The sequence below is a fragment of the Herbaspirillum sp. NPDC101396 genome (assembly GCF_044767365.1).
Lineage (GTDB): Bacteria > Pseudomonadota > Gammaproteobacteria > Burkholderiales > Burkholderiaceae_D > Herbaspirillum.
The window spans coordinates 711648-737985 of sequence record NZ_JBIWNT010000004.1 but is presented as its reverse complement, the minus strand read 5'-3'; the positions used below and the strand labels follow the sequence as shown (position 1 = coordinate 737985).

Genomic DNA, 26338 nt, shown 5'->3' with positions numbered 1-26338 from the left:
AAAATCCTTGCACCTTTAGCGCGCGCAGATGCACCGCGATAGAGAGGAAAATCGAAGAAAACTGGCTGCATTGCACCAAAGCGGAAACCCGGCCATGGGATGAACCCGGCCCCGCGTCCACGCTCACTACGCTGAAAACGGACGTGCGTCAGCCGGCGTGAAAACGGGGCGAAGCGAGACCGTCATGCTGCAGTGAAGCAGAACGACGGCCGTCCAAGCGGGAACAACAGGAAATTATTTACGGGGTGGGATGAGGCGATGCCGCAACAGGCTTCAGCGCGGCACAACTTCGCGCAATTCGATCAGATTGCCGAACGGGTCGGCGGTATAGATGCGGATAAACCCGGGAATCGGCGCGTCCTCCTGCACCGGGAAGCCACCCTCTTTGAGCGTCACGATCATCGGCGCCAGGGTATCGACGATCAGACCGGGATGGGCATTCAGCGCCGGCTGGAAATCCTGGTCGACACCCAGATGCAGTTGCAGCACGCCGCACTGGAACCACAGACCGCCGCGCGCCTGCAAGGCGGCCGGCTTGGGCAACTCCGGCATGCCGAGGATGCCGCCGAAGAAGCGCCGCGCGGCGTCTTCGCCGCCGACGGGCATGGCGAGCTGGATATGATCGATGGCGGTGACTGGCATGGAAATCCTCTTTGCTGGCGGCAGGCTGGCTGCGGAAGTAGTCTGCGAGGATTCTATCCCTTCGCCGCAAGCGCCGCTGGCGACACCGAAAACACTGGCAGGATTGCCTGCTGGCTTAATAGCTGCGGCTTTGAGAGAATGACGGCCATGAACATCCGCTTCCTCGAAACCTTCGTCTGGCTGGCCAAGCTGAAAAATTTTCGCCTGACCGCCGAGCGCCTGCACACCACGCAAGCCGCGGTGTCGAGCCGCATCGCCACGCTGGAGCAGGATTTCGGCGTGCGCCTGTTCGATCGCGGCGCGCGCGAAGTGACGTTGACCACCGATGGCAGCAAGGCGCTGGTGTATGCCGAACGCATGGTCAAGCTGATGCGCGAGATGAAGGACGACATGTCCGACAAGCAAGTCTATGCCGGCGTGATCCGCATCGGCGTGATCGAATCGATCGTGCACAGCTGGTTCCCGGATTTCCTCGGGCGCGTGCACAAGATGTTCCCGCGTCTGCAGATCGAGATCGCCAGCGACACCACCATTCATCTGCGCGAACAGTTCAGCAAGGGCAACCTCGACATCGTGCTGCAGGCCGAGCCGGTGGTCGGCACCCACATCACCAACATCAACCTGTGCGAATTTCCGATGCGCTGGGTCGGCAGCCCCAAGCTCAACATCGGCAGCGAAACGCTGAGCCTGTCCGACCTGGCGACCTTCCCCATCATCAGCTTCGCGCGCAACTCGGGTCCGCATGCCGTGATCGAGCGTTTGTTTTCCGGCAGCGAACGCGGCGCACTCCATGTCAATTGCATCGCCTCGGTCGCCACCATGATCCGGCTGGTCACCGACGGTTTCGGCGTGGCGGCGGTGCCGCCGGCGATCATCCAGCGCGAGCTCAATGAAGAAATCCTGCATACGCTGCGAGTCGACGTCGAGTTCCCGGCGCTGGTGATGCTGGCCTGTTTCCGTTCCGACAATGAGAACCCGCTGACCGAAACCGTAGCCCGCATCGCCCAGGAAACCGCCGCCGACTTCGCACTCAATTGGGGACACGAGATCGCGCGGTTGCCGTCGCAGGCGCAGTAGCCACCACCCCCAAGTCAGCGCCGGCAAGGCCTGCACGCGTTTTGCGTCGCAGCACCACAAGAGCGCAGCGCCCCACCCATTTTTGCTCATAAGATTTTCCAATCATGTGCGCCAACAATTTCTTGTTGGACAGCGCTGCCCTCGCTACGCATACTGAATTCACACAAGATCACAAGATCGTTCATGGCGCCGGATGCACATGCCGGCGCAAAGATAGACGACAGATTTCCGCCAGGCATTTTCCAGCCACGATTTCACCGAGACATTTCCATGTCCTGCATGTTCTCGTGCTGTGAGAATGAAGCGACCGCTCAATCAATCTCAAAAGCAGGAGAAGGCAAGCATGACCTCGACATCGGCAACATCCCCGACAGGGAATTCCATTTACACGCCCGGGGCGGCGGTGGACATGGAAGTCACCTATAAAAAAATCGCCTGGCGATTGATCCCCTTCCTGGTCTTCCTGTTCGTGCTGGCCTGGATCGACCGCGTCAACGTCGGCTTCGCCAAGCTGCAGATGCTGCAGGACCTGCAATTCTCGGAAGCAATCTACGGCCTCGGCGCCGGCATCTTCTTCATCGGCTACTTCCTGTTTGAAGTCCCGAGCAACCTGTTGCTGGAAAAAATCGGCGCGCGCAAGACGCTGGCGCGCATCACCATCCTGTGGGGCCTGGCCTCGATGGCGATGGCCTACGTCACCACACCGATGACGTTCTATATCCTGCGATTCATGCTGGGCGTGTTCGAAGCCGGCTTCTTCCCCGGCGTCGTGTTGTACCTGACCTACTGGTTCCCGGCGCAGCGCCGCGCCCGCGTCAACGGCCTGTTCATGACGTCGTTCGCGATTGCCGGCGCCGTCGGCGGTCCGATCGCAGGCACCATCATGAGCCAGATGGAAGGCGTCGGCCATCTCGCCAACTGGCAATGGCTATTCATCCTGGAAGGCATTCCTTCGCTGATCGCCGGCGTCTTCGTGCTGCTCTACCTGCCGGAAAAGCCAGCCAATGCCAAGTGGCTCTCGGTCGCTGAACAGCAAGCCGTCACCCAGGCGCTGGTCGCCGAAAATACCTCCGCCAGCAAGCACCTGTCGTTCAAGGACGCCTGTAGCAACTACCGCGTGTGGCTGTGCGCCGCCGTGTATTTCTGCGTGGTCAGCGGCAATGCCACCATCGCCTTCTGGACGCCGTCGATCATCAAGGAGATCGGCGTCAAGGGCAACCTGCAGATCGGCCTGATCTCCGCCATCCCGTTCATCGCCGGCACACTGGCCATGATCTGGAACGGCATCCACTCCGACAAGACCGGCGAGCGCCGCATGCATAGCGCCATCGCCACGCTGATCGCCAGCATCGGCCTGATCCTGACCGGCCTCGCCTTGGGTAACGCCGTCATGGCGCTGTGCGCGCTGACGCTCGCCGCCATCGGCATCCTGGCTGCGTTCCCGGTGTTCTGGTCGATCCCCGCGGCATTCCTGGCAGGCACCGCAGCCGCAGGCGGCATCGCGCTGATCAACTCGATCGGCAACCTGGCCGGCTTCGTCGCGCCCTACATGATCGGCGCACTGAAGACCAGCACCGGTTCCTTGTCCTCCGGCCTGTATTTCGTCGCCGCGCTGGAATTTTTGGCGAGCTTCCTGGTGGTCGTCTTCGTCAAGAAAACGCAAGCCTGATCAATTTTTGAGTTGTCCCTGCGCCGCCATTCTGTTCCTGCATTTCTGCCCCGGCGGCGCACCCTTTATTCACGTACCTGAAGCAGCCTTATGAAACTCTCTTTCCACACTGACGCAGCAACCCTCAACGTCGACATCGACAACCTGATCATCGCCGGCTGGGCCGGTCGCGACCTGGCCGCCATCGAGCACCACATCGAAGAACTGGCCGCCCTGGGCATTCCGCGCCCGAGCGCGGTGCCTCTGTATTACCGCGTGGCCAGCAACCAGCTCACGCAATCGGCGACGGTGCAGGTGCTCGGCGCCGAGTCGTCGGGCGAAGTCGAGACCTTCGTCTTCAACGCCGGCGGCGAACTGTATGTCAGCATCGCCTCCGACCACACCGACCGCAAGCTGGAAGCCCACAGCGTGGCGTTCTCCAAGCAAGCCTGCATCAAACCCGTGGCCGCCGCCGCCTGGAAACTGGCCGACGTGGCCGACTATTGGGATGAGCTGGTGATCCGTTCCTGGATCAAGGAAGACGGCAAGGAAGTGCTGTACCAGGAAGGCACGCTGGCCAGCCTGCGTACGCCGCAAGACCTCATCGCCGGCTTCACAGGCGGCAAGGACATCCTGCCCGAAGGCAGCGGCATGACCTGCGGCACGGTCGGCGCCATCGGCGGCATCCGTCCGGCGACCTCGTTCACGATGGAGTTGTTCGACCCGCGTCGCCAGCGTTCGCTGCGCCACTCCTATGAATCGGAAATCCTTGCCGAAGTAGCCTGATCACTTTTATACCTGACGCCATGATCCCCAGCCTGCACCAACACAGCGAAGACCTGCGCAGCGGCCGCAGCAGCTCGCTCGAACTGACCGAACGCGCCCTCGACCTCGCCGCCGCAGCCGACGGCGAAGGCGCGCGCGTCTTCACCCGGCTCTACGCCGACAGCGCGCGCGCCGCCGCCAGCGCCTCCGACACGCTGCGCGCAGCGGGCCTGACGCGCTCACCGATCGACGGCCTGCCGGTCTCCATCAAGGACTTGTTCGACGTCGCCGGCGAAACCACGCTGGCCGGCTCGGTCGCCTTGCGCGGCTATCCTGCAGCGACCGAGAGCGCCGTGGTGGTGCAACGCCTGATCGCCGCCGGCGCGGTAATCGTCGGTCGCACCAACATGACGGAATTCGCCTACTCCGGCCTGGGCATCAATCCGCACTATGGCACGCCGCGCAATCCGTGGCAGCGTGAGATTGACGGCGGCCGCATTCCGGGCGGCTCGTCGTCCGGTGCAGCGATTTCGGTAACAGATGGTATGGCCGTAGCCGGCGTCGGTTCCGACACTGGCGGCTCGATCCGCATTCCGGCGGCGCTGTGCGGCCTCACCGGTTTCAAGCCGACCGCGCGCCGCGTTTCCATGCAAGGCGTGTTGCCGCTGTCCGAATACCTAGACTCGATCGGTGCGATGGCGCCGACGGTCACGTGCTGCGCCAAGATGGATGCGGTGCTGGCCGGGGAAACCTATGTCGCGCCGGTCGCACATCCGCTGCGCGGCCTGCGCCTGCTGATGCCGACCAACGTGGTGCTGGACGGCATCGACGAACAGGTTGCGTCCGCCCTGCAAACGGCACTGTCGCGTCTGTCGGCAGCAGGCGCCGTGATCGTCGAAAGCAAGATCGACGCTTTCAGCGAGCTGGCCTCCATCAACGCCAAGGGCGGCTTCACCGCCGCCGAAGCCTGGACCTGGCACCGCAAGCTGATCGCCGAGCGCGAAGCGGCCTACGACCAGCGCGTGGTGTCGCGCATCAAGCGCGGCAAGGACATGGGCGCCGCCGACCTGCTCGACGTCATCCACAGCCGCCGCCGCTGGATCGCCGCAGTGGAACGTCAACTGGCCGGTTTCGACGCGATGATCATGCCGACGGTACCGATCGTCGCGCCGAAGATCGTCGACCTGCAAGCCAGCGACGACGCCTACTACGCCGCCAACGGCCTGATCCTGCGCAATCCGACCATGATCAACTTCCTCGACGGCTGCGCCATATCGTTGCCCTGCCATGTACCCGGCAACGCGCCGGTGGGCCTGAGCCTGGCGGCGCCGGGCAGCCATGATCAGCGACTGCTGTCGATGGCGCTGGCGGTGGAAACTGCATTGAAGTCGTAAAGAAAAAGCCGGTGCAAGCCGGCTTTTTTGTTTCTGCTCCGTCCGGCATGGACGAGCCCCGCCGTTTCCTTCAGGCAAGCCCGCCGTCGCGCCCTCCTCACTGTCATATAATGGCGGCCCTACGGCAGACACAGGCCGAATTACCTTATGACCCTGAAAACTTTGCCTCCCGCGGGTGCTGCAACGCCCGGCATCCGGCTCGAATCGGCCACGCTTGCGCGCGGCGACCGCGTCGTGCTGGAACAGATCGACCTGCACCTGACCGAGCAGCGCATCGGCCTGGTCGGTGACAACGGTGCCGGCAAGAGCAGCCTGTTCCGTCTGATCTGCGGACTCGACCAGCCGCAGAGCGGGCGCGTAAGCGTGCACGGCTGCCGCACCGACGAGGCGAGTGAGCGCCGCAAGCTGCCGCAGCACGTCGGCCTGATGTTCCAGAATCCCGATGACCAGATCATTTTCCCGACGGTAGCCGAAGAGCTGGCCTTCAGCCTGACCGCAGCCGGTATCGGCAAGCCGCAGGCGCGGCAACAGGCGCGTGCTTTCCTCGCCGCGCGCGGCCTGCCCGACTGGGCCGATCGCGCCGTCGGCGAACTGAGCCAGGGCCAGCGCCAGCAGGTTTGCCTGATGGCGCTGCAAATCACCACGCCGGCCACGCTGCTGCTGGACGAACCTTATTCCGCGCTGGACCTGCCGAGCCAGTTGCGCCTGTCGGCGCAGATCGCCGCGACCAGCCAGCAAATCATCCTGTCGACGCATTTGCTGGAGCACGTGCAGGACTTTGAACGCGTGCTGTGGCTGGAACAGGGCAAGTTGCGCGGCGACGGTCCGGGCCGCGACGTCTGCGCCGCTTACGCGAGGGACGTACGCGAGCGCGCCGTCCTGAATTCCACCGCAGAAGTCCTGCAAGAAGTGCTGCAACACGCGGCGCAGGCCGACGCGACGTAATGCGCAGCCTCTATTCGACACGGCGCACCTGGCTGCACGGCGTACCGGCCTGGCTCAAGCTGGTCGCGCTGTCGCTCGGCGGCACCGTGCTGATGCTGACCGCCGACGTGCGCGGCATTGCCATCGCCGCGGCGGTGGTGCTGGCGTTGTACGCCTCGCTCGGTCCGGCCGGCTGGCGCCAGTGGCGCATGCTGCGCGGCCTGTTGATTGCGTCGGCGCTGATCGCCGGTTTTCACTGGGCGATGGGTAATCCGACCATCGGACTGATCAGCGCGCTGCGCATCATGGCCGCCGCCATGCTGGCGCTGATGCTGACCATCACGACCCGCTTCGACGACTTGCTGACCGTGCTGGAGACCATCCTGTCGCCGTTGCGCCGTTTCGGCCTGCCGGTCGGACGCATTGCGCTGGCAATCGGACTGACGCTGCGCTTCGCCGAGAATTTTTATGCACAATGGCAGCGCCTGGACGACGCCCATCGGGCCCGCACCGGCCGCAGCGGCGGCCTGCGCCTGCTGGCGCCGCTGGCGATACGCGCGCTGCAGACCGCTGAACGCGTGGCCGATGCACTCGCTACGCGGCTGGGCGGCTAAACTTTTTTCCTTTTAACAGAAGAGATCCATCGATGACGACCACTACCGGAACCATGACCTCTACCCGCTCGCTTTCCTATATTGCCCTGTTCGCCGCCGTGATCGCCGTGTTCGGCCTGATCCCCAAAATCGACCTGCCGTTCGGCGTGCCGATCACGCTGCAATCGCTGGGCATCATGCTGGTCGGTTGCCTGCTGGGACCGAAGCGTGCGTTCTATACCGTCGGCCTGTTCCTGGTGGCGGTGGCGTTGGGCTTGCCGTTGCTGTCGGGCGGCCGCGGCGGCGTCGCCGTGTTCGTGGCGCCGTCGGCCGGTTTCCTGCTGGGCTGGCTGCTCGGCGCGGTGGTCTGCGGCGTGTCCATGCGCCAGTTCATGAAGCGCATGCCGGACGCCAAAGGCAAGGGCCTTCTGATCGCCGCCTTCCTGTCGTCGCTGATCGGCGGCATCGTGGTGATGTATTTCTTCGGCATCCTCGGCCTCATGCTGGCGGCGCACCTGAGCGCCACGCAAGCGACACTGGCGGTGCTGGCCTTCGTTCCCGGCGATCTGGTCAAGTGCGCGGTCTGCGCCATCCTCGTGCAAAGCGTCGTGCGCGGCATGCCGTCCTGGCGCCTGGACCGCGACTGATGCCTGTGTTCGACACCGTCCACGCGCCGCTGGCGCATTGGGCGGAAGCGACGCCGCGCACGGTGGCGATCGACGACGGCGTCACCCGTCTTGATTTCGCGGCATTGGCGCAGCAGGTCGCTGCGCGTGCGGCGGCGTTGCGGCAATCTCATTCTTCCGCGGTTTGCTGGGTCGACGATGTTCCAGACTCGGGCGCGCAACTGCTCAGCTTCCTCGCCATCCTCGTCGCCGGCCGCACTGCGGCCGTCAGCGATCCCGACTGGCCGCCTGCGGTGCGTGAGCAGATCCTGGCGCGCGTGGCGGCCGGGGTCGGCGCTGAAGCTGCGCTGGCTGAAGCCACTTCTTCTTCCCCGTTCTATATCGGCTTCACCTCCGGCAGCAGCGGCTTGCCCAAGGGCTTCCGCCGCAGCCATGGCTCGTGGACCAGCAGCTTCGACATCTGCCTGGAAAGCTTCGGCCCGGGCGCTGCCGCCGCGATGCTGGTACCGGGGCGGCTGTCGCATTCAAGCTTTTTGTTCGGCGCACTGTTGGGCTTGTGGAGCGGCGCGGGCGTACGACTGCAGTCGCGCTTCGCGCCGGGCCCTGCACTCGATACGCTGGCACGCGGCGATGCCGGCGCGATGGTGGCGGTGCCGAGCCAATTGATCCTGATGCTGGAGCTGGCGCAGCGGCGCAAGCTTTCTCCCCTACCCGGCGTGCAGTTGCTCATGATCGGCGGCGCGCCCTGGAATCGCGCCCGCACGCCGGAACTGCAACAACTGTTTCCGCGGGCACGCATCATCGAGTTCTACGGCGCCTCGGAAACCAGCTTCATCGCCTGGACCGACAGCGATGCAGCCCTGCCCGACCACGTCGTCGGACGGCCGTTCCGCAACGTCGAGGTACGCATCGATGCGACCACTCCCGATACGCCGGGATTGATTTACGTGCGCAGTCCGATGGTGTTCAGCGACTACGTCACGCTCAGGGACAGCGACGAACAACCGGCGCTGCTGCGCGACGGCAACTGGCTGTCGGTGCGCGATGTCGGTCATCTCGACGAGCAAGGCCGCCTGCATTTGCTGGGCCGCCAGCAACGCATGCTGCTGGCGCATGGCAGAAACCTTTTCCCGGAAGAAGTCGAAAGCGTGCTCGCCGCACATCCGGCAGTAGCTGCCGCCTCGGTGCAAGGCATCGCGGACGCGGTGCGCGGCGTGCAAGTGGTGGCGCTGCTGAAACTGAACGAAGACATCGACCCCGAAGCGTTGACCGCGTGGTGCCGCGAACGCCTCGAACCCTACAAGATTCCGCGCCGCTTTCTCTCTTGCAGCGACTGGCCGCTTACGCCCAGCGGCAAGACCGATCACAAGCAACTGGCGCAACGGCTCGGCGATCCCGCCAGGCCGACGCTGACAACGCTATGAATGACGCCGTCATCCTCGGTTGGGGCCGCAGCGCGGTGACACCGCTGGGCGGCGCGCTGTCGCAGTTGCAGGCGCATGAGATCGCCGCACCCGTGGCGCAAGGCATCCTGCAGCGCTTCGGCATCCCGTTGGGCTCCGTCGACGCGGTGATCGCCGGCAACGCCATGGGTGCAGGCGGCAACCCCGCGCGCATGCTGGCGCTGGCCACAGGTTTCGCCGACCGCATTCCAGCCTTGTCGGTCGACAGTCAATGCTGCGCCGGACTCGACGCCATCGCACTCGCGCACGGCATGCTGGCCGCCGGCAACGCCGATGTCGTCATCGCCGGCGGCGTCGAAGCATGGAGCCGTGCGCCGATTCGCCAGCACCGTCCACGTCATGCGGGCGAAACAGCGATCGCCTACGACAGCCCCGCCTTCGCGCCGGATCCGGCACGCGACCCCGGTATGCTACTGGCCGCCGCGCGTCATGCACTGAAGGCCTGCATCACGCGCGAGCAGCAGGACGCCTGGGCAGTACAAAGCCACGCCCGCGCCGTCGCTGCACGCGCACATCTCCACAATGAAATCATCGCCGTCGGCGCGGCAACGCAGGACAGTTACCCGCGCGCGCTCGACCAGCGTCATCTGGCGCGCATGCCGGTGGTCGCGGTGTCCGATGACGGCCGCGTCGATGAAGCGATCCGGCAACGTCACGCCGTCAGCCGCATCGCTATCTCGCCAAGCGCGGACGGCGCCGCCTTCGTGGTAATCGCTACGCGCGACGCTGCACGCCGCCTGAACCTGCATCCGCACTTCGCATGGCGAGCCGGCGTCAGCGTCGGTGCCGTGCCTGAAACGCCGATGCTGGCCGCCATCGATGCCGCGCAGGCGGCGCTGGCGCGCGGCGCGAACAGCATCGACGACCTGTGGGGAGTGGAATTGCATGACGCCTTCGCCGCGCAGGCGATCGCTTTTTACGAGGCGTTGAAGATCTCCCCGGAGCAACTCAATCGCCATGGCGGCGGACTGGGACGCGGTCATCCGATCGGCGCATCGGGCGCAATCAGTCTGGTGAGATTATTGGCGGACATGCAGCAGGAGGCGCCGCACGGTGCAGTGGGTCTGGCTGCGATTGCTGCGGCCGGTGGCCTCGGCGCGGCCGCCGTCGTTGAACGTTGCTGAAGACTGCTAGCGCAAGGTTCTGAAAAACTCTTCCGGCTTCAGGCGTTCCGTTCTCACGGTATTTTCCGCCGCATCCGGATCGGCGTAGCCGAGCGCAATGCCGCACACGATGTGGCTCTCGTCGCCCAGCTCCAGCGCCGAGCGGATCAACCCCGGATACGACGCCAGCGCGCCGATGGCGCAACTGCCCAGCCCATGCGCTGCCGCCGCCAGCATCAGGCCGTACAGGCACATGCCCAGATCCATGTAGCAGCCGCTGCCCATGCGCGCATCGATCGTCACCAGCAGCGCCACCGGCGCATCGAAGAAATTGAAATTGCGCTCGAACTGCCGGTCGCGCCCGGCGCGGTCGTCGCGTCCGGTCTGCAAGGCGCCGTACAGTTCCTTGGCGGCTGCGACCTGCCGGCGACGCAAGGACTGCGGCATCGGTTGCGGGAAGTAGGAATAATCTTCCGGCTCTTGCCTGCCCGCGCGGAAAGCGTCCACCAATGCCGCCGACAAGCGCACCCGCGCATCGCCTTCCAGTGCAATGAATTCGCCCGGCTGCAGATTGGCGCCGCTGGGCGCACGCCGTGCCAGCGCCAGCAACTCCGCCAAGGTGCCGTCCGGCAAAGGCCGGTCGAGAAAGCGGCGCGTGGAGTTGCGCTGGGTCAGCAGGTCGGCGAAGGGAAAGTTCTGGTCGGACATGGAGTGACGTCGATGAGGCGGTGGATGTGGGCGCCAATATAGCGCATTCAGCAGCGGCGCCGCTCTGTCCTACTTCAGCAGCAACCGCCCATGCACCGTCGGCGCCGTCTCTTCGTGATAATGCGGCCGCGTATCCGGCGCCGACATCGTGGCGGGGTTGCCGAGGATGGTGGTGGTGCGGATCTGCTGCTTGCCGTCGATGTAACGACAGGCGTGCGCGGAATTACGGTTGCCGTGCAGGTCGAGCACGATGCTGCGTGGATCTTGCCCTGGCGCGGGCGCGGGAGGCATGCGCTTGGGCGGCAGCAGCAGCGCGTCGCCCGGCGCGACCCACAGGTCGGCCAACGCGATCTCGTTGGCGTAGGGACGCCAGCGCGCCACGCTGATCACCAGCGGCACATGCGGATCGCGCGAGAAGAAGACGTGCGGGAAGTTGTGATACTCGAAGTCGGTCGGATTGATCGGCAACAGTTCGCGCCCGCGGCCGTGCCCGAGGTAAGGCGATTGATGACCGGCCCAGATGCCGTAGGTGTAGTCGGCCATCACCAGGCCCGAAAAGGGAAATTCAACGTAATGTCCATCCCGCAGCAGCGTCGCGCCAAACGCGCGGGCGCTGTCTTCGGTCGCCCACAGCGGTTCGTAGTGCACTTCATGCGCGTGGAAGTCGAACTGCTCGATCTGGTACGGCGCGCCCTCATCTGGCGTCACGGTGCGCGTGCGGCGGCCGATATCGGCGTAGGAAACGCCCGCGTGCAGCGCCGGATCGATGGGCGCGATGTCGGTGCGGGTTCCCAGCGCCTGCTGCAATTGCCGGCCTTCGCCGTGATTGTTGTAAAGAAACGGATAAAGGGCTGGATCGAGCAGATCTTTTTCCTTGCCGTCTTCAATGAACAAAACCTGATCAAAAATGCAATCCATGCGCCACTCCCCCTGAATTTGCGGGCAAATTACACCAATAAGATGGATAACACCACGTTTGAGTACGTTTTCCCGTACAGAAACAAATTGGCCGGTCGCGAACAGTTGTCAAACCATCTACAAACGCCGCCCGCAAACTTCCTGCCGTCGCCGATTTTTCATTAGAATGCGCATTTGGCAAAGCTTCGGCGGCGCAACAGCCGCTTACGCCTCATCATCCGATTCTCCGACTCTCCGATATTCCGATTCGACCTTCATCTGCATGGCAACTAAAAAAACTTCCCCGTCCGACTACAGCGAATCATCCATCCGCGTCCTCAAGGGACTGGAACCGGTCAAACAGCGTCCGGGCATGTACACCCGCACCGAGAATCCCCTGCACATCCTGCAAGAGGTCATCGACAACGCCTCCGATGAAGCGCTGGGCGGTCACGCCAAGAACATCATGGTCACGCTCAACCCCGACGGCAGCGTCAGCGTCGAGGACGACGGCCGCGGCATCCCGGTCGGCCTGCATCCGGAAGAAGGCGTGCCGACGGTCGAGATCGTCTTCACGCGCCTGCATGCCGGCGGCAAGTTCGACAAGGGCAGCGGCGGCGCCTATGCCTTCTCGGGCGGCTTGCACGGCGTCGGCGTATCGGTCACCAATGCGCTGGCCTCGCGTCTGGAAATCACGGTCTGGCGGGAAGCCGGAGTGCACACACTGGCGTTCTCGGACGGCGACCTGATAGAAAAACTGAAGTCGCGTCCGATCACGCGCGAAGACAAGAAGTCCGGCACCCGCGTTTCCGTTTGGCCGAATCCCAAGTACTTCGACTCGCCCACCATTTCGCAGCAGGAACTGCAACGCCTGCTGCGCTCCAAGGCGGTGCTGCTGCCGGGCGTCAAAGTCTCGCTGATCAACGGCAAGACCGGCGACGTGCAGACCTGGCAATACGACCAGGGCCTGCGCGGCTACCTGATGGAATCGCTGGCGCAATCGACCAGCGCCGATCCGCTGATCCCGCTGTTCGAGGGCGAGCAATACGCCGGTCCCGACGCCGAAGGTTTTGCCGAAGGCGAAGGCGCGGCATGGGTAGTGGCGTGGACCGAAGAAGGCAACGTGGTGCGCGAATCCTACGTCAACCTGATCCCGACCTCAGCCGGCGGCACGCATGAATCCGGCCTGCGCGAAGGCTTGTTCTCGGCGGTCAAGAGCTTCGTCGAAATGCATTCGCTGCTGCCCAAGGGCGTCAAGCTGCTGCCGGAAGACGTGTTCGCACGCGTCTCCTTCGTGCTGTCGGCCAAGGTGCTCGATCCGCAATTCCAGGGCCAGATCAAGGAACGCCTGAACTCGCGCGACGCCGTGCGACTGGTGTCGACCTTCTCGCGTCCGGCGCTGGAGCTGTGGCTGAACCAGCATGTCGAATACGGCAAGAAGCTGGCCGACCTGGTCATCAAGCAGGCGCAGAGCCGCCTGCGCTCGGCGCAAAAAGTCGAGAAGAAAAAATCCTCCGGCGTGGCCGTATTGCCGGGCAAGCTGACCGATTGCGAGTCCAGCGACATCACTCGCAACGAAATCTTCCTGGTCGAGGGCGATTCCGCCGGCGGCTCGGCCAAGATGGGCCGCGATAAAGAGTTTCAAGCGATCCTGCCCTTGCGCGGCAAGGTGCTGAACTCCTGGGAAACCGAACGCGATCGCCTGTTCGCCAACAATGAAATCCACGACATCGCGGTGGCCATCGGCGTCGACCCGCACGCTCACACCGACACCCCCGACCTGAGCAGCCTGCGCTACGGCAAGATTTGCATCCTCTCCGATGCGGACGTCGACGGTTCGCACATCCAGGTGTTGCTGCTGACGCTGTTCTTCAAGCACTTCCCCAAGCTGATCGACCACGGCCACATCTGCATCGCACGTCCGCCGCTGTATCGTGTCGACGCGCCTGCACGCGGCAAGAAGCCGGTGCAGAAGCTGTACGCGCTGGACGACGGCGAACTGGAAGCCATCGAAGACAAGCTGCGCAAGGACGGCCTCAAGGAAGGCGCGTGGAGCATCTCGCGCTTCAAAGGCCTGGGTGAAATGAACGCGGAACAATTGTGGGAAACCACCATGAATCCCGACACCCGCCGCCTGCTGCCGGTCACCCTGGGCGAGCTGGACCAGATTGCCTCGGACGCGCGCTTCACTATGCTCATGGGCAAGGGCGAAGCCGCCTCGCGCCGCGCCTGGATCGAAGAGCACGGCAACGAAGCGGAAGCGGATATTTAAAGCATCAAGGCAATCAACACGATGGACAACGGCAACGACATCTCTCAACCCTGCCTCTGGCGCCGCTTCCTTTCGGGAGCGTTGCCGGTTTTGGCTGCGTTTTGCATGTCGTTGACCGCAGCGTCTGCGCACGCAGACGTCTACGGCTACATCGACGCCGAAGGCATGGCGCATGTGTCGACCGAAAAAATTGACGAACGCTATCAGTTGTTCATGCGCGGCGACGCCACCTTCGACTCCGACAAGATCGCCAAGGGTATCCCCGGCGTCGAGACCAAGGGAAACATGTCGTCGCCGCTGATGAAGCTGATGCTGCAGCATCCGAATCTGAAAAAGTATGAAGCCATGCTGGACCAGAGCGCCAAGGAATTCTCGGTCGACCCCGCCCTGCTGAAGGCGATCATGGCGGCCGAATCCGGCTTCAATCCAGGCGCCGTCTCGCCCAAGGGCGCCATCGGCCTGATGCAGATCATGCCGGAGACCGCCGAGCGCTACGGCGTGCAGGGCGACCGCCGCAAGACCATCCAGCAGAAACTGACCGATCCGCGCATCAACATCCGCCTGGCGGCGCGCTACCTGCGCGACCTGCAGGTGCTGTTCCCGAAGCGGCTGGAGCTGGCGATCGCCTCTTACAACGCCGGCGAGCGCGCCGTGCAGAAGTACAACAACCAGATTCCACCGTATCCCGAGACTCGCAATTACGTCCAGCTGGTGGCGCAGTTCTACCAGTTGTACCAACCGGGCGGCAGTGCAGGAAACAATAACGGCAACGCCGATACCAACAAACCGCGCCGCGTCGAAATCATCCTGCCGGGCCGGCGCAGCATGCCGCCGCCGACGTCCCTCGAATAATTCACTAAACGACATCAACGCAACCCAGCCACATGACTGAACAAGCCAACCTGTTTGAACAACCTGCGCCACCCGACGGTGAATCGCTGACGCTGTCGACCTTCGCCGAGCGCGCCTATCTCGACTATGCCATTTCGGTGGTCAAGGGTCGCGCCCTGCCCGACGTCGCCGACGGCCAGAAGCCGGTGCAGCGCCGCATCCTGTACGCGATGAACGAACTCGGCCTGAACGCCACCGCCAAGCCGCGTAAATCGGCCGCCGTGGTCGGCGACGTGCTCGGCAAACTGCATCCGCACGGCGACCAGTCGGTGTACGACGCGCTGGTGCGCATGGCGCAGGATTTTTCGCTGCGCTATCCGCTGATTGACGGCCAGGGCAACTTCGGTTCGCGCGACGGCGACGGCGCTGCGGCAATGCGATACACCGAAGCGCGCCTGACGCCGATCAGTAAACTGCTGCTCGATGAAATCGACATGGGTACGGTCGACTTCCAGCCCAACTATGACGGCTCCACCGAAGAGCCCAAGCTGCTGCCGGCGCGCCTGCCGTTCCTGCTGCTCAACGGCGCCTCCGGCATCGCGGTCGGCATGGCCACCGAAATCCCTTCGCACAACCTGCGTGAAGTGGCGCGCGCCGCCGTCGCGATGATCCGCAATCCAAAGATCACGCATGCTGAACTGATGACCCACGTCACCGGCCCGGACTTCCCGGGCGGCGGCCAGATCATCACACCGCCGTCGACCATCGCCGAGATTTACCAGAGCGGCCGCGGCAGCCTCAAGGTGCGTGCGCGCTGGAAGATCGAAGACATGGCGCGCGGCCAGTGGCAGGCGGTCATCACCGAATTGCCACCCGGCGTGTCGTCGCAGAAGGTGCTGGAAGAAATCGAAGAGCTGACCAATCCCAAGATCAAGCTCGGCAAGAAAACATTGACGCCGGAACAGCAGGCGCAGAAGCAAAGCATCCTTGCCATGCTCGATGCCGTGCGCGACGAGTCGGGCCGCGAAGCGCCGGTGCGCCTGGTGTTCGAACCGAAGTCCAAGAACCAGGACCAGACCGAGTTCATGAACACGCTGCTGGCCCAGACGTCCCTGGAAACCAGTTCGTCGATCAATCTCGTGATGATCGGCGGCGACGGTCGTCCGCGCCAGAAGGGTCTCACCGACATCCTCGGCGAATGGATTGCGTTCCGCTTCGTCACCATCACGCGCCGCAGCCAGTTCAAGCTGCAAAAGGTCGAGGACCGCATCCACATCCTCGAAGGCCGTGAAGCGATCCTGCTCAACATCGACAAGGTCATCCGCATCATCCGCGAATCGGATGAGCCGAAGCCGGCGCTGATCGAGGCGTTCAAGCTGTCGGACCGCCAGGCCGAAGACATCCTGGAAATCCGCCTGCGCCAACTGGCGCGCCTGGAAACCATCAAGATCCAACAAGAGCTGGCTGAGCTGCGCAACGAGAAATCGACGCTGCAAGACCTGCTCGACAATCCATCCTCGATGAAGCGCCTGGTCATCAAGGAAATCGAAGCCGACGACAAGCAGTTCGGCGATGACCGCCGCACCATCATCGAAGAAGCCGAAAAAGCCGTGCTCGAACAAAAGGTCATCGACGAGCCGGTCACCGTCATCATTTCGCAAAAGGGCTGGGTGCGCGCCCGCGGCGGCCACGGTCACGATGCGACGCAATTCACCTTCAAGGCCGGCGACGGCCTGTACGGCGCGTTCGAGTGCCGCACCGTCGACAACCTGCTGGGCTTCGGCTCGAACGGCCGTATCTACACGGTCGGCGTCAACTCGCTGCCGAACGCGCGCGGCGACGGCGTGCCGATCACCACACTGGTCGACCTCGGCAGCGGCAACAGCTTGCTGCACTACTTCGCCGGTCCGGTCGATACGCAAATGCTGCTGGCCTCCGACGCCGGTTACGGTTTCACGGCCAAGCTCGGCGACATGCTCAGCCGCGTCAAGGGCGGCAAAGCCTTCATCACGCTGGACGACGGCGACCTGCCGCTGGCCCCACGTCCGATGCCGGCCGGTGCCAGTGCGATCGCCTGCCTGTCGGGACAAGGACGCCTGCTGGTGTTCGGCCTGGACGAGATCAAGACCCTCGCCAGCGGCGGCCGCGGCGTGATCCTGATGGAACTGGAAAAGAACGAGAAGCTGCTGGCAGCGCAGGCCATCACGCAAAAGGGCGTGCTGGTGTCCGGCACCGGCCGTGGCGGCAAGGCGCAAGACGTCACGCTGTCCGCCGTCGCGCTGGGCCTGCATATCGGCAAGCGCGCACGCAAGGGCAAGGCGCTCGAGTCGAAGCTGAAGGCGACGGCGCTGGCTGCGGTGGTGTAGTTACCGAAGTCAGACGCAGTAATAAAAAAGATGCCGCTCAATGCGGCATCTTTTTTATCTTTCGCGATGCGTCCGAATGCCTCAGGGCGACGTCGGGGTCACTCCCAGCAACTGCCGCAGCGGATTGAGCGGGCCGAGCCGGATCAACTCGAAACGCATGAGATGCGCCTGGCCCAGCGGAAGCTTTTCAAGCATGTCACGGGCGCCTTCCAGATCAGTTGCATTGAGAATGAACGCCACCCCGGTCCTGTCTTGCAGCGAATACCACTGGTCGATTTTGCCGGCCAGATAAAGTCCGACGGTCTCGCGAACTTCGGTCGGCAAAATAGTGCGCACAGCGGCCTGATCGATGCCGGGATTCAGCGTGCCGATGGCCAGAATTTTCGTCGCGGGGACCGCTGGAACGAGCTGCTGTGGCTGCGCTTGCGCCAACGCCGTCGTTGTCGCGGCCGATACTGTCAGTGCAACAATGCAGCAGGCAAGGATTGTTTTCATGTCGGTTCTTTTTCATTCAGCGAGAGGACAACAATGGATTGCCAGGACAGTCGGACGAGTCCGGAGGGAGCCGCCCGACCTACTTGCTATCCCTGAATCAGCGCACCCAGCGGCGCCAATGGGCCGACCGCGATCAGCTCGTACTTCGCAAAGCCGCCGCTCGCCAACGGCAAGGCGTTGACAAGTGTTCTGGCCTGTTCGACCGACTCGACATTCATCAGGAAAATGACGCCCGGTTTGTCCTGAGCGTACCAAAACTGTTCGATTTTGCCGTCGAGATAGAGCTGCAAGGTTTGCGGGACTTCCTTCGGCATGATCTCCTGCCGTTGTTCCGGCGTAGGCAGTTGGACGATGCTTCCGATGGCCATGACTTTCATAAGTGCTCTCCGTTTTCAGATTTACTGGGCGAATGCGTGCGCCGCAATGGGCGTTCATTCGCGAAATCGTGCTGTCGTAAATATCATTAAAAATATCATTTACGCCACGCAACGAAGATGAGTGTAGTCGTCGCAAAGAAAAATATGTATAGTCGCAAACGACAACTTTAAGGCCATTTACGCCATGCGCATCTTTATCCTCGCTTTAGAAGGCGTGTTCGATACGGGACTGACCGCAGCGCTCGACACCTTCGCTCTCGCCAATAAATTTTCAGCGCTGCAAGGCGGCAAGCCTGCGTTCGAGGTATCCATCGTGGGCATGCGCAAGAAGGTGCATACCGCCCAGGGACTGGGGATTCCGGTGATGGCGGAGATGCCGCGTGCAAGGCCTGATTGGGTGATCGTGCCTGCGCTGGGCACCGGCACGCCGGAGACCCTGATTCCCGCACTGGAACGACGTGACGTGAAGCAGGCGAAGGAACAATTGCAGAAGTGGCATGCGCAAGGCGTGCTGATCGCCGCCTCCTGCATCGGCACCTTTCTGCTGGCGGATGCCGGCTTGCTTGAGCAGCGTGAAGCGACCACGACCTGGTGGCTGGCGCCGCTGTTCCGGCAACGCTATCCGAATGTCTTGCTCGACGAATCGCGCATGCTGGTGCCGTCCGACGTCGGCGTCACTGCCGGTGCGGCGATGGGTCACCTCGACCTGGCGCTGTGGCTGGTGCGCAAGGCCAGCCCGGAGCTGGCTGGGCTGGTGTCGCGCTATCTGCTGGCCGACATCAGGTCGCAGCAGGCGCCCTACATCATTCCCAATCATCTGGCGCAGTCCGATCCTCTGATCCTGCGTTTCGAGCGCTGGGCGCGCGCCCATCTGAAGCAAGGATTCTCGCTGGGGACAGCCGCCGGCACGCTGGCGGTGAGTTCTCGCTCGTTGCAGCGCCGTTGCCAGGAAGTGCTGGGAAAATCGCCGCTGGCCTACTTCCAGGACCTGCGCGTCGAACGTGCGCAATCGCTGTTGCATGGCAGCGGCCTGGACCTCGATGCCATCGCGGCCGAGGTCGGTTACGCCGACGGGGCGACGCTCGGCGCCCTGCTGCGCCAGCGCCTGGGGCGCGGCGTGCGGGATTTGCGCACCGACTTGCGCTAAACCGGAACGCCGAAAAACAGCGTCTATCGCGGCCCTGACACGGCGCGGGATTCGCCGCGCGGGCCCGTGCTCAGCAGAGACTGCGACAAGCCGTCACAATAGAGGGTTTTCACCCCTCCTCCGGCTGTCCTTTTTCATGAATACCACCGCGAACCACCCGCGCTTTCTCATCTTTTTCATTTGTATGCTGGCCTCTGCGGGCCAATTGGCAATCGATATCTATGTCCCGGCGCTGCCGACGATGGCGCAGTATTTCCAGACCTCCGCGCAGGCGATCCAGTCCAGCGTGACGATCTACCTGATGGCGTATGCCTTCGGACAACTGCTCTTCGGGCCGCTGGCGGACGCCTACGGCCGCAAGAAAATTCTGGTGCTGGGCATGCTCATGTTCACCTGCGGCTGCCTGCTGACACTGACGGCTAATAACCTGGAAACATTCATCCTGGCGCGCTGCCTGCAAGGTTTCGGCATCGCCGCCACCAACCTGCTGGCCAAGGCGATCATCACCGATTCGTTCTCCGGCATGGCGCTGATACATGCGTTCACCTACATGGCGATCGCCTGGGGGCTGGCGCCGATCCTGGCGCCGGTCATCGGCGCGCATCTGCAGACCGCATTCGGGTGGCGTTCATGCCTGACCTTCCTGCTGATCTATTCGTTCGTGATGTGGGCGGTGCTGACGCGCTACAGGGAGACGCTGAAACAGCCGGTGCATCTGAGTCCTAAAACCCTGCTCAAGAATGCCGTCATGGTGCTCAAGAGCCCGGTATTCCAGAGTTGCTTCCTGGCGCAAGGACTGTGCTACAGCATCCTGCTGGTGTTCAACATCGTCGGCCCGTTCATGGTGCAGGAGACCCTGCACAAGCCGCCGACCTACTTCGGCTACCTGGCGCTGGCGATCGGTCTGATGTATTTCCTCGGCGGGATTTCAAACCGGATTCATCACCCGCGCCTGCCGACGCCGGAACAACGCCTGCGCATCGGTGCACGCGTGATGACGGGCGCGGCGGTCGTGATGCTGATCCTGGCGCTGACCGTCGGTCTGGAAGTATGGACACTGATGCTGCCGGTGCTGTTCATGGCGTTCTGCGCGGGGGCGATGTACCCGACGCTGATGGCCAAGGGCAATTCCATCTTTCCGCACATTGCCGGGCTGACCAGCGCGATCCTCGGCTTCGCGCTGCTGCTGGTGTCGTCGCTGATGATGGGACTGGCCGGCTTCGTGCCGTTCCACAGCCTCACGCCGATGGCGATCTTCTTCGTGATCGTGGGCCTGACCGTGGTCAGCATGGTCGGCAAGCTGCTGCATCACCTGGAGACGCCCGCAGGCGCGCCGGCCGCCTGAACGCATGGGCTTGCCGCCCGTTGCGTTATACTCCGGCACCGATCATCAGCGATGATCCTGGAATCTTATCAATAAACAAAGGAATGCCATGCGGAAAATCCGTCGAATCAAATACATGGAAGCAACTTATCGCATCTATTTCGCCAAGCTGCTCAACAGCATGCTGGAAGAACTCAGCGCAGAAGTCGCCGCGCGCGACGCCGCACAAGGCTGATGTTGCAGCGATAGCACTTGGCTGCACCGGGGCTTCCCGGCGTGCAGCCTGGTGACAATGAAAAAGCCCCGCAATGCGGGGCTTTTTGCATATGGCGATGATGATTTGCCACCGTCGGTAAACCGTGTTCGCCTTACTGAAGGAAATCGGCAATCACCTTGACCGTCGCCTCCGGTTGCTCTTCCATCAGCCAATGACCGGCGCCGGGAATCACGGCGCCGGTAACATTGCTCGCGGCAAACTGCGTCACCGTCGCCATCGTGGTGCCGAACGACTTTTCCCCGCCCACTGCCAGCACCGGCATTTGCAGCGGTCCCTTTGCCAGATAAACCTTGTTGTCGATGGCGTCCTGATCGAAAGCGGCGAACTGCGCGAAGCCGGAATGCATGGCGCCCGGCAAGGCATAGAATTTGGCATAGTGTCGACGCGACGCTTCGTCGAAGTTCTTGGGATTGGCCGAGAACTCATTCCAGAAACGATCCAGGTAAATGCGCTCGCGTCCCTTCACCAGTCGCTCCATGTCAGGACCGCCGAAACGGAAGTGCCACAGCAGCGGGTTTTTCAGGATTTCGTCCCATGGGCCCACACCTGGGACCGGCGCATCCATCAACACCAGTTTGGTAACCCGTGCAGGATTCTCGGCGGTGAAGGCATAAGCCACCATGTTGCCGATGTCGTGAGCCACCACGCTGACATTGCCGATCTTCAAGGTATCGAGCACGCCGGCGATGTCGCGCGCCTGATTCTTCTTGTCGTACCCCCCGGCCGGATGGTCCGAACGGCCCATTCCGCGCAGGTCTGGCACGATAACCGTGTGGTCCTTCATCAGCTTGATGGCGAGCGGCGCCCACATGTCGCCGGTTTCGCCGTAGCCGTGCAGCATGACGACGGCCGGGCCTTGGCCGCCGACACGGACATTCAGCAGTGCACCGTTGACGGAGATCTTCTGAGACTTGATGCCGGCCGGGAATGGTGTGACTTCCGCACCGGCCGGTAAAACATTGAGCGAAAACATCAGGACACATAGCGCGATTGTTCTTTTCATTGCCACTCCCCTTGGTTGATCAGGCCGGTCGACCTGCTCACAGGATAGTGCCCAAGATGGACGGACAAGCCAATCTTTTTATTGCACGCGGCTGTCCGCTTTGTTGCGGAATTTTCCAAGGCTTGTGTTTATTGCAATCCGCCGTCAGCCGGCAAGAATACGCGCAGTATCGCGCGACGGAGCCGCACCGAAAAAGCGCGCATATTCGCGGCTGAACTGGGTGGCGCTTTCGTAGCCCACCGCGAACGCCGCCGACGTCACGTTGGTGCTGCCGCTGACGATCAGCTTGCGTGCCAGCAGCAACCGGATCTGCTTTTGATATTGCAGCGGACTCAGCGCCGTGGCTGCCTTGAAATGACGGTGGAAGGCAGACTCGCTCATCCCCGCCTGCGCAGCCAGATCCTGCACGCGCAATGACTGGTCGAACTGCTCGCGGATATGCCGGATGGCGCGGTTGACGCGCGCCATGGCGGTGTCGGGCGTGGCGATGTCGCGCAACAGCCGGCCGTTCGGACCTTGCAGGACCCGATACAGGATCTCCCGCTCATACACCGGCGCGAGTGCCGGAATGTCGCCGGGCTGCTTCATCAGCCTGAGCATGCGCACCCAGGCGTCCATCAACTCGTCGGTCACCGTGGCTACCGAAAAACCGATTCCATGTGAGGACGGCAACGGCAGTGCGGGCACGTCGGCCAACAAACCCGCAATCACGATGGGGTCCAGCGTCAGCGAGACCGCCAGGTAGGGTTCGCCAGTTTTGGATGGGTGGACCGAACCCACTGCCGGCAAATCGATGGACATGACGAAATACGTCGCCGGGTCGTAGTGCAGCGTACGGCCGCCGACCGTCATTGACTTGCCGCCTTGCAGGATCAGGTTGATCATCGGATCATAAACCGCAGCCAGCTCGTGTTCCGGTACCGCACCGCGCACCATGGCCACACGCGGGATGCCAGTTTCGGTGCGGCGATTCTGGGCCTTCGAGGCCAGCGCGCGCAATTCGGTCAGTTGGGTTTTCATGGCCATGATCTGACCACATGCCGATCGCGGGCGCAAGATAAAAAGCAGGATCAGGCAAGTCTGAGGCAGGAATCGATGAGCCCTCCACGACGTCGATGGCTACCATGGCTTCATCACTTTTCCTCACATCCTTTTAACGGAGCAATCATGAAAACAGTCCTCATCACCGGCGGCAGTCGCGGCATCGGCGCCGCCGCCGCTCTCCATTGCGCACATCGCGGCATGGGCGTGGTCCTGACGTACAAGGACAACAAGCGCAGCGCCGACAACGTGGTCGCCCGCATCGAAGCCGACGGCGGCAAGGCGGTCGCGCTGCAACTGGACGTGAGCGACAGCACGTCCTTTGCCGCCTTTCGCGAAACGCTGGTGCAAAGCTTGCTCGCAACCTGGGGCAGCGATCGCCTGCACGGCCTGGTAAACAACGCCGGTTACGGCCTGTTCGAACCGCTGCAGTCGGTCAGCGAAGAACAGTTCGACGGTCTGTTCCGCACGCATCTGAAAGGCCCGTTCTTCCTCACGCAAACCTTGCTTCCCTTGCTGGACAGCGGCGCCTCCATCGTCAACCTGACCAGCGCAACCACGCGCGTGGCTACGGCCGGCGTGGCGCCGTACTCGGCATTCAAGGGCGGGCTGGAAGTATTGACACGCTATATGGCGAAGGAATTTGGCGAGCGCGGCATCCGCGCCAACGCGGTGTCGCCGGGCGCCATCCGCACCGAACTGGGCGGTGGACTCACACCGGATTTCGAAACCATGCTGGCGGGACAGACTGCACTCGGCCGCGTCGGCGAACCGGACGAGGTCGGCGCGGTCATTGCTACACTGCTGTCGGAAGACGGTCGCTGGATCAACGCCCAGTCGATCGAAGTGGCCGGCGGCTACATGATTTGAACGGGAGACTCACATGCTGGATCATATTTTTCTTTCCGTCAGCGACATGGATCGTTCGCTGGCTTTTTACGACGCGGTGCTGACGCCGCTGGGCATCGTGGCGCGCCTCAACTACGACGGGCGCGACGGTCCGCCGGGGCATCCCGATCTCAGGGGATTCGGTGCGAACGGCCGCGTGTTCTTCTGGTTGAAACAGGGGAATAACGCGCCGAACAACACTCATGTCGGCTTTGTCGCCTCAAGCACCGAGATGGTCGATCAGGCCTACGCCGCCGCCCTGCGAAACGGCGCCACCGACAACGGTGCACCGGGTGCGCGGCTGCATTACGATCCGCGCTACTACGCCGGCAATGTGTTCGATCCGGACGGGTACAGCCTGGAGTTCGTGTACAAGAGCTGGCAGCATGAAAGGGATTTCAATTCCGAGTCTTCCCGGCCGGCCTCGCTTTAACCGCAGGCACCTGCCCAGTTAGCGTCCGTTCTCCAGATTGGTCTGGATGATCTCCATCAACTGCACCAGCTCTTCGCATTGCTGCACGGACAAACCCTCGACCGCGCGCTCCAGTATCTGCGCACCGGATTTCATCAGTTCAGCATGCAAAGCCTGCCCCTGCGGACTCAGTTGCAGGCAGGTGCTGCGCCGGTCCGTGACGTCTTCCTTTGATTCCAGATAGCCGCCGTCGCGCAGGCTGCGCACCAGCCGGGTCAGCTGCGCTTTGTCGCGGCCCGAATGGGCGGCCAGGTCTTTTTGCGTGGCGCCGGGATGATGCGCGAAGTAGTTCAGCACGCGGCTTTCCATGTGCGTGACGCCACGCTCGTCGTCACGAAACGCCTGCGAGCGACCGGAGCGATAGAGGTGCATGACCGTGTGAATGGCGTCAAAGACCCTTTCGGCGGCAGGTGATTGATTGACTTTATCAACTTGTTTTCTCATAATGATGACATTATCAACCAATTCCCCACATCATGGAAACCAAATCAATCTCCCGCGAAGTGCAACGCGTCCGTTATGAAATCAAGCTCCGCGACGTCAAAGTCGCCGCCGTCCGCGCCACCGGCGCCAACATGCTCAGCGTGACCTTCCACGGCGACGCGCTGGAAGACTTCACGTCGCTGTCATTCGATGACCACATCAAGTTCGTTTTCCCGGATGCGTCCGGCGCCTCGGTGCGGCGCGACTACACTCCGATCGGCCACGACGCCCAGCGCAAAGAGCTGGTGCTGGAGTTCGCCCTGCACGCCGAAGGCGCGGCCACCGACTGGGCACGCCAGGCCAAGGTCGGCATGGACGCCGTCATCGCCGGCCCGCGCGGCTCGATGGTGGTGCCGCTCGATTACGACTGGCATGTGCTGGCGGGCGATCTGTCGTCCTTGCCGGCGATCACGCGCCGTCTCCAGGAATTGCCGGCTGGCGCCAAGGTCTTCGCCATCATTGAAGCCTCCGACGGCGACATCCGCCAGTTCGATACCCAGGCCGACCTCGACGTCACCTGGGTGCGTTCGGGTGAGGAGTTGCTCGCCGCCGTGCGTGCGCTGACGCTGCCGGCCGGTGAGGGCTATGTCTGGGCCGCCGGCGAGGCCGTGGTGATGAAAGCAGTGCGCGCCGTGCTGGCGGAAGAGAAGCAGCATCCGAAAGAAGCCATGCGCGTGTCCGCCTACTGGAAGCGCGGCGCCTCCGACTTCCACGAAAAGCTGGACTGAGCCGGTGCTGCGATATGCCCGCCTGTAGCGCAAACGCGCTACAGGCGGGGCCGGCGCGCCGTCGTACAATAGCGGCGCCATGTCATCCACTTCCGACTCCCTTGTTCCGCCCTCCATCCACGTCGCCATCGTCGAGGATGACCCGAGTTTTCGCGATGCGTTGAGCAAGGTGCTGGAAACCGCGCCGGACATGCGGCTGGCGAATATCGCCGGCACCCGGGCCGAAGGACTGGCGATGCTGCAAGGCCCACCGGCGGACGTGCTGCTGGTCGATCTGGGCTTGCCCGACGGTTCGGGCATCGATGTGATCCACGCAGCGATCCTCCGCTGGCCCAGCTGCAACATCATGGTCAGCACCAATTTCGGCGATGAAACCCATGTCATGCGTTCGATCGAGGCAGGCGCAGCCGGCTATCTGCTGAAGGACAGTTCTCCCGCCAAAATCGTCGACGAAATCCGCAGCCTCGCCAGCGGTGGCAGCCCGATCAGTCCGATCATCGCGCGTCAGGTGCTGGCGCGCTTCCGGGCAGCGGCGCCTGCCGGGGTCGCCCCCGGGCCCTCCTCATCCGTTGCGTCGGCAGAACCATCAACGCTGTTGTCGGCGCGCGAAAAGGAAGTACTGGACTACATCACCCGTGGCTTCACTGCGCAGGAGATCGCCCGGCTGATGGAGCTGTCGCCGTTTACAGTGCGCACATTCGTGCGCCGCATTTACAGCAAGCTCAAGGTGACCTCGAAGACGGAGGCCATCTACGAAGCCAGGACCCTCGGGCTGCTGCCCGATTAATCGGCCC

The 26338-nt window shown here is 63.0% G+C and carries 26 protein-coding genes; 18 read left to right on the top strand and 8 right to left on the bottom strand.

The annotated features are described in order from the left end of the window. Positions 1-273 precede the first annotated feature (273 nt). Positions 274-642, bottom strand: a complete 369-nt coding sequence (locus ACIROY_RS17190) for a glyoxalase (protein WP_402276880.1) — start codon at positions 640-642, stop codon at positions 274-276. Positions 643-789: 147 nt separating this feature from the next. On the opposite strand from ACIROY_RS17190, the gene ACIROY_RS17185 reads away from it, so the two are divergent. The 9 genes from ACIROY_RS17185 to ACIROY_RS17145 all read left to right on the top strand — a co-directional run bounded on the left by ACIROY_RS17185 (position 790) and on the right by ACIROY_RS17145 (position 10256). Continuing rightward, positions 790-1719, top strand: a complete 930-nt coding sequence (locus tag ACIROY_RS17185; protein ID WP_402342647.1) for a LysR family transcriptional regulator — start codon at positions 790-792, stop codon at positions 1717-1719. 409 nt (positions 1720-2128) lie between these two features. Then, positions 2129-3388: an MFS transporter gene (locus ACIROY_RS17180; protein WP_402277005.1), complete on the top strand. Its 1260-nt coding sequence runs from the start codon at positions 2129-2131 to the stop codon at positions 3386-3388. Between the two features lie 90 nt (positions 3389-3478). Beyond that, positions 3479-4153: a DUF2848 domain-containing protein gene (locus ACIROY_RS17175; protein ID WP_402276874.1), complete on the top strand. Its 675-nt coding sequence runs from the start codon at positions 3479-3481 to the stop codon at positions 4151-4153. 20 nt (positions 4154-4173) lie between these two features. Next, positions 4174-5526: an amidase gene (locus ACIROY_RS17170; protein WP_402342644.1), complete on the top strand. Its 1353-nt coding sequence runs from the start codon at positions 4174-4176 to the stop codon at positions 5524-5526. Positions 5527-5673: 147 nt separating this feature from the next. Beyond that, the gene (locus tag ACIROY_RS17165) at positions 5674-6471 is read left to right on the top strand and encodes an energy-coupling factor ABC transporter ATP-binding protein (protein ID WP_402342641.1); all 798 of its coding nucleotides are present in this window, start codon (positions 5674-5676) and stop codon (positions 6469-6471) included. Continuing rightward, complete coding sequence (locus tag ACIROY_RS17160; protein WP_402342638.1) at positions 6471-7064, top strand: CbiQ family ECF transporter T component; 594 nt, start codon at positions 6471-6473, stop codon at positions 7062-7064. Before ACIROY_RS17165 ends, ACIROY_RS17160 begins: the two co-directional genes overlap by 1 nt. Positions 7065-7096: 32 nt before the next feature. Continuing rightward, complete coding sequence (locus ACIROY_RS17155; protein WP_402342635.1) at positions 7097-7690, top strand: biotin transporter BioY; 594 nt, start codon at positions 7097-7099, stop codon at positions 7688-7690. Then, the gene (locus ACIROY_RS17150; protein ID WP_402342632.1) at positions 7690-9093 is read left to right on the top strand and encodes an AMP-binding protein; all 1404 of its coding nucleotides are present in this window, start codon (positions 7690-7692) and stop codon (positions 9091-9093) included. The genes ACIROY_RS17155 and ACIROY_RS17150 overlap by 1 nt, the downstream gene beginning before the upstream one ends. Next, a complete protein-coding gene (locus ACIROY_RS17145) occupies positions 9090-10256 on the top strand; it encodes an acetyl-CoA C-acyltransferase (RefSeq protein WP_402342629.1) in 1167 nt (388 codons plus the stop codon). Before ACIROY_RS17150 ends, ACIROY_RS17145 begins: the two co-directional genes overlap by 4 nt. A gap of 6 nt (positions 10257-10262) precedes the next feature. Here ACIROY_RS17145 and ACIROY_RS17140 read toward each other — a convergent pair whose 3' ends face one another. Beyond that, on the bottom strand, positions 10263-10943 hold the full coding sequence (locus tag ACIROY_RS17140) for a nitroreductase (protein ID WP_402342626.1): 681 nt from the start codon (positions 10941-10943) through the stop codon (positions 10263-10265). Positions 10944-11012: 69 nt separating this feature from the next. Next, the gene (locus ACIROY_RS17135; RefSeq protein ID WP_402342623.1) at positions 11013-11861 is read right to left on the bottom strand and encodes a hypothetical protein; all 849 of its coding nucleotides are present in this window, start codon (positions 11859-11861) and stop codon (positions 11013-11015) included. Between the two features lie 262 nt (positions 11862-12123). On the opposite strand from ACIROY_RS17135, the gene ACIROY_RS17130 reads away from it, so the two are divergent. The 3 genes from ACIROY_RS17130 (at position 12124) to parC (ending at position 17309) form a co-directional block, all read left to right on the top strand. After that, positions 12124-14112, top strand: coding sequence for a DNA topoisomerase IV subunit B (locus tag ACIROY_RS17130; RefSeq protein ID WP_402276850.1), 1989 nt, complete (start codon positions 12124-12126; stop codon positions 14110-14112). A gap of 105 nt (positions 14113-14217) precedes the next feature. Beyond that, complete coding sequence (locus ACIROY_RS17125) at positions 14218-14964, top strand: lytic transglycosylase domain-containing protein (protein WP_402342621.1); 747 nt, start codon at positions 14218-14220, stop codon at positions 14962-14964. 32 nt (positions 14965-14996) lie between these two features. Beyond that, the gene (parC, locus tag ACIROY_RS17120) at positions 14997-17309 is read left to right on the top strand and encodes a DNA topoisomerase IV subunit A (RefSeq protein ID WP_402276844.1); all 2313 of its coding nucleotides are present in this window, start codon (positions 14997-14999) and stop codon (positions 17307-17309) included. An 81-nt stretch (positions 17310-17390) separates the two neighbouring features. Here parC and ACIROY_RS17115 read toward each other — a convergent pair whose 3' ends face one another. After that, positions 17391-17804, bottom strand: coding sequence for a hypothetical protein (locus ACIROY_RS17115; RefSeq protein WP_402342618.1), 414 nt, complete (start codon positions 17802-17804; stop codon positions 17391-17393). Positions 17805-17890: 86 nt separating this feature from the next. Further along, a complete protein-coding gene (locus ACIROY_RS17110; protein WP_402276839.1) occupies positions 17891-18181 on the bottom strand; it encodes a hypothetical protein in 291 nt (96 codons plus the stop codon). A gap of 184 nt (positions 18182-18365) precedes the next feature. Here ACIROY_RS17110 and ACIROY_RS17105 point away from each other — a divergent pair, with 184 nt between their 5' ends. Together ACIROY_RS17105 and ACIROY_RS17100 are read left to right on the top strand one after the other, a co-directional pair. Then, the gene (locus ACIROY_RS17105) at positions 18366-19328 is read left to right on the top strand and encodes a GlxA family transcriptional regulator (protein WP_402276837.1); all 963 of its coding nucleotides are present in this window, start codon (positions 18366-18368) and stop codon (positions 19326-19328) included. A gap of 136 nt (positions 19329-19464) precedes the next feature. Then, entirely contained in the window at positions 19465-20673 is a 1209-nt protein-coding gene (locus ACIROY_RS17100) for a multidrug effflux MFS transporter (RefSeq protein WP_402342615.1), read from the top strand. A gap of 347 nt (positions 20674-21020) precedes the next feature. On the opposite strand, the gene ACIROY_RS17095 is transcribed toward ACIROY_RS17100, so the two are convergent. Both ACIROY_RS17095 and ACIROY_RS17090 read right to left on the bottom strand, forming a co-directional pair. After that, the gene (locus tag ACIROY_RS17095) at positions 21021-21932 is read right to left on the bottom strand and encodes an alpha/beta fold hydrolase (RefSeq protein ID WP_402342612.1); all 912 of its coding nucleotides are present in this window, start codon (positions 21930-21932) and stop codon (positions 21021-21023) included. Positions 21933-22076: 144 nt separating this feature from the next. Next, a complete protein-coding gene (locus ACIROY_RS17090) occupies positions 22077-22952 on the bottom strand; it encodes an AraC family transcriptional regulator N-terminal domain-containing protein (RefSeq protein ID WP_402342609.1) in 876 nt (291 codons plus the stop codon). Between the two features lie 147 nt (positions 22953-23099). On the opposite strand from ACIROY_RS17090, the gene ACIROY_RS17085 reads away from it, so the two are divergent. Both ACIROY_RS17085 and ACIROY_RS17080 read left to right on the top strand, forming a co-directional pair. After that, on the top strand, positions 23100-23843 hold the full coding sequence (locus tag ACIROY_RS17085) for an SDR family NAD(P)-dependent oxidoreductase (protein ID WP_402342606.1): 744 nt from the start codon (positions 23100-23102) through the stop codon (positions 23841-23843). A gap of 13 nt (positions 23844-23856) precedes the next feature. Then, complete coding sequence (locus tag ACIROY_RS17080; protein WP_402276824.1) at positions 23857-24294, top strand: VOC family protein; 438 nt, start codon at positions 23857-23859, stop codon at positions 24292-24294. 18 nt (positions 24295-24312) lie between these two features. On the opposite strand, the gene ACIROY_RS17075 is transcribed toward ACIROY_RS17080, so the two are convergent. Then, on the bottom strand, positions 24313-24798 hold the full coding sequence (locus ACIROY_RS17075) for a MarR family winged helix-turn-helix transcriptional regulator (protein WP_402276821.1): 486 nt from the start codon (positions 24796-24798) through the stop codon (positions 24313-24315). A gap of 11 nt (positions 24799-24809) precedes the next feature. Here ACIROY_RS17075 and ACIROY_RS17070 point away from each other — a divergent pair, with 11 nt between their 5' ends. After that, entirely contained in the window at positions 24810-25544 is a 735-nt protein-coding gene (locus tag ACIROY_RS17070; RefSeq protein ID WP_402276818.1) for a siderophore-interacting protein, read from the top strand. 79 nt (positions 25545-25623) lie between these two features. Continuing rightward, positions 25624-26331 carry a response regulator gene (locus tag ACIROY_RS17065; RefSeq protein WP_402276815.1) on the top strand — a complete coding sequence of 236 codons (708 nt, stop codon included), beginning with the start codon at positions 25624-25626 and terminating at the stop codon, positions 26329-26331. Positions 26332-26338 lie beyond the last annotated feature (7 nt).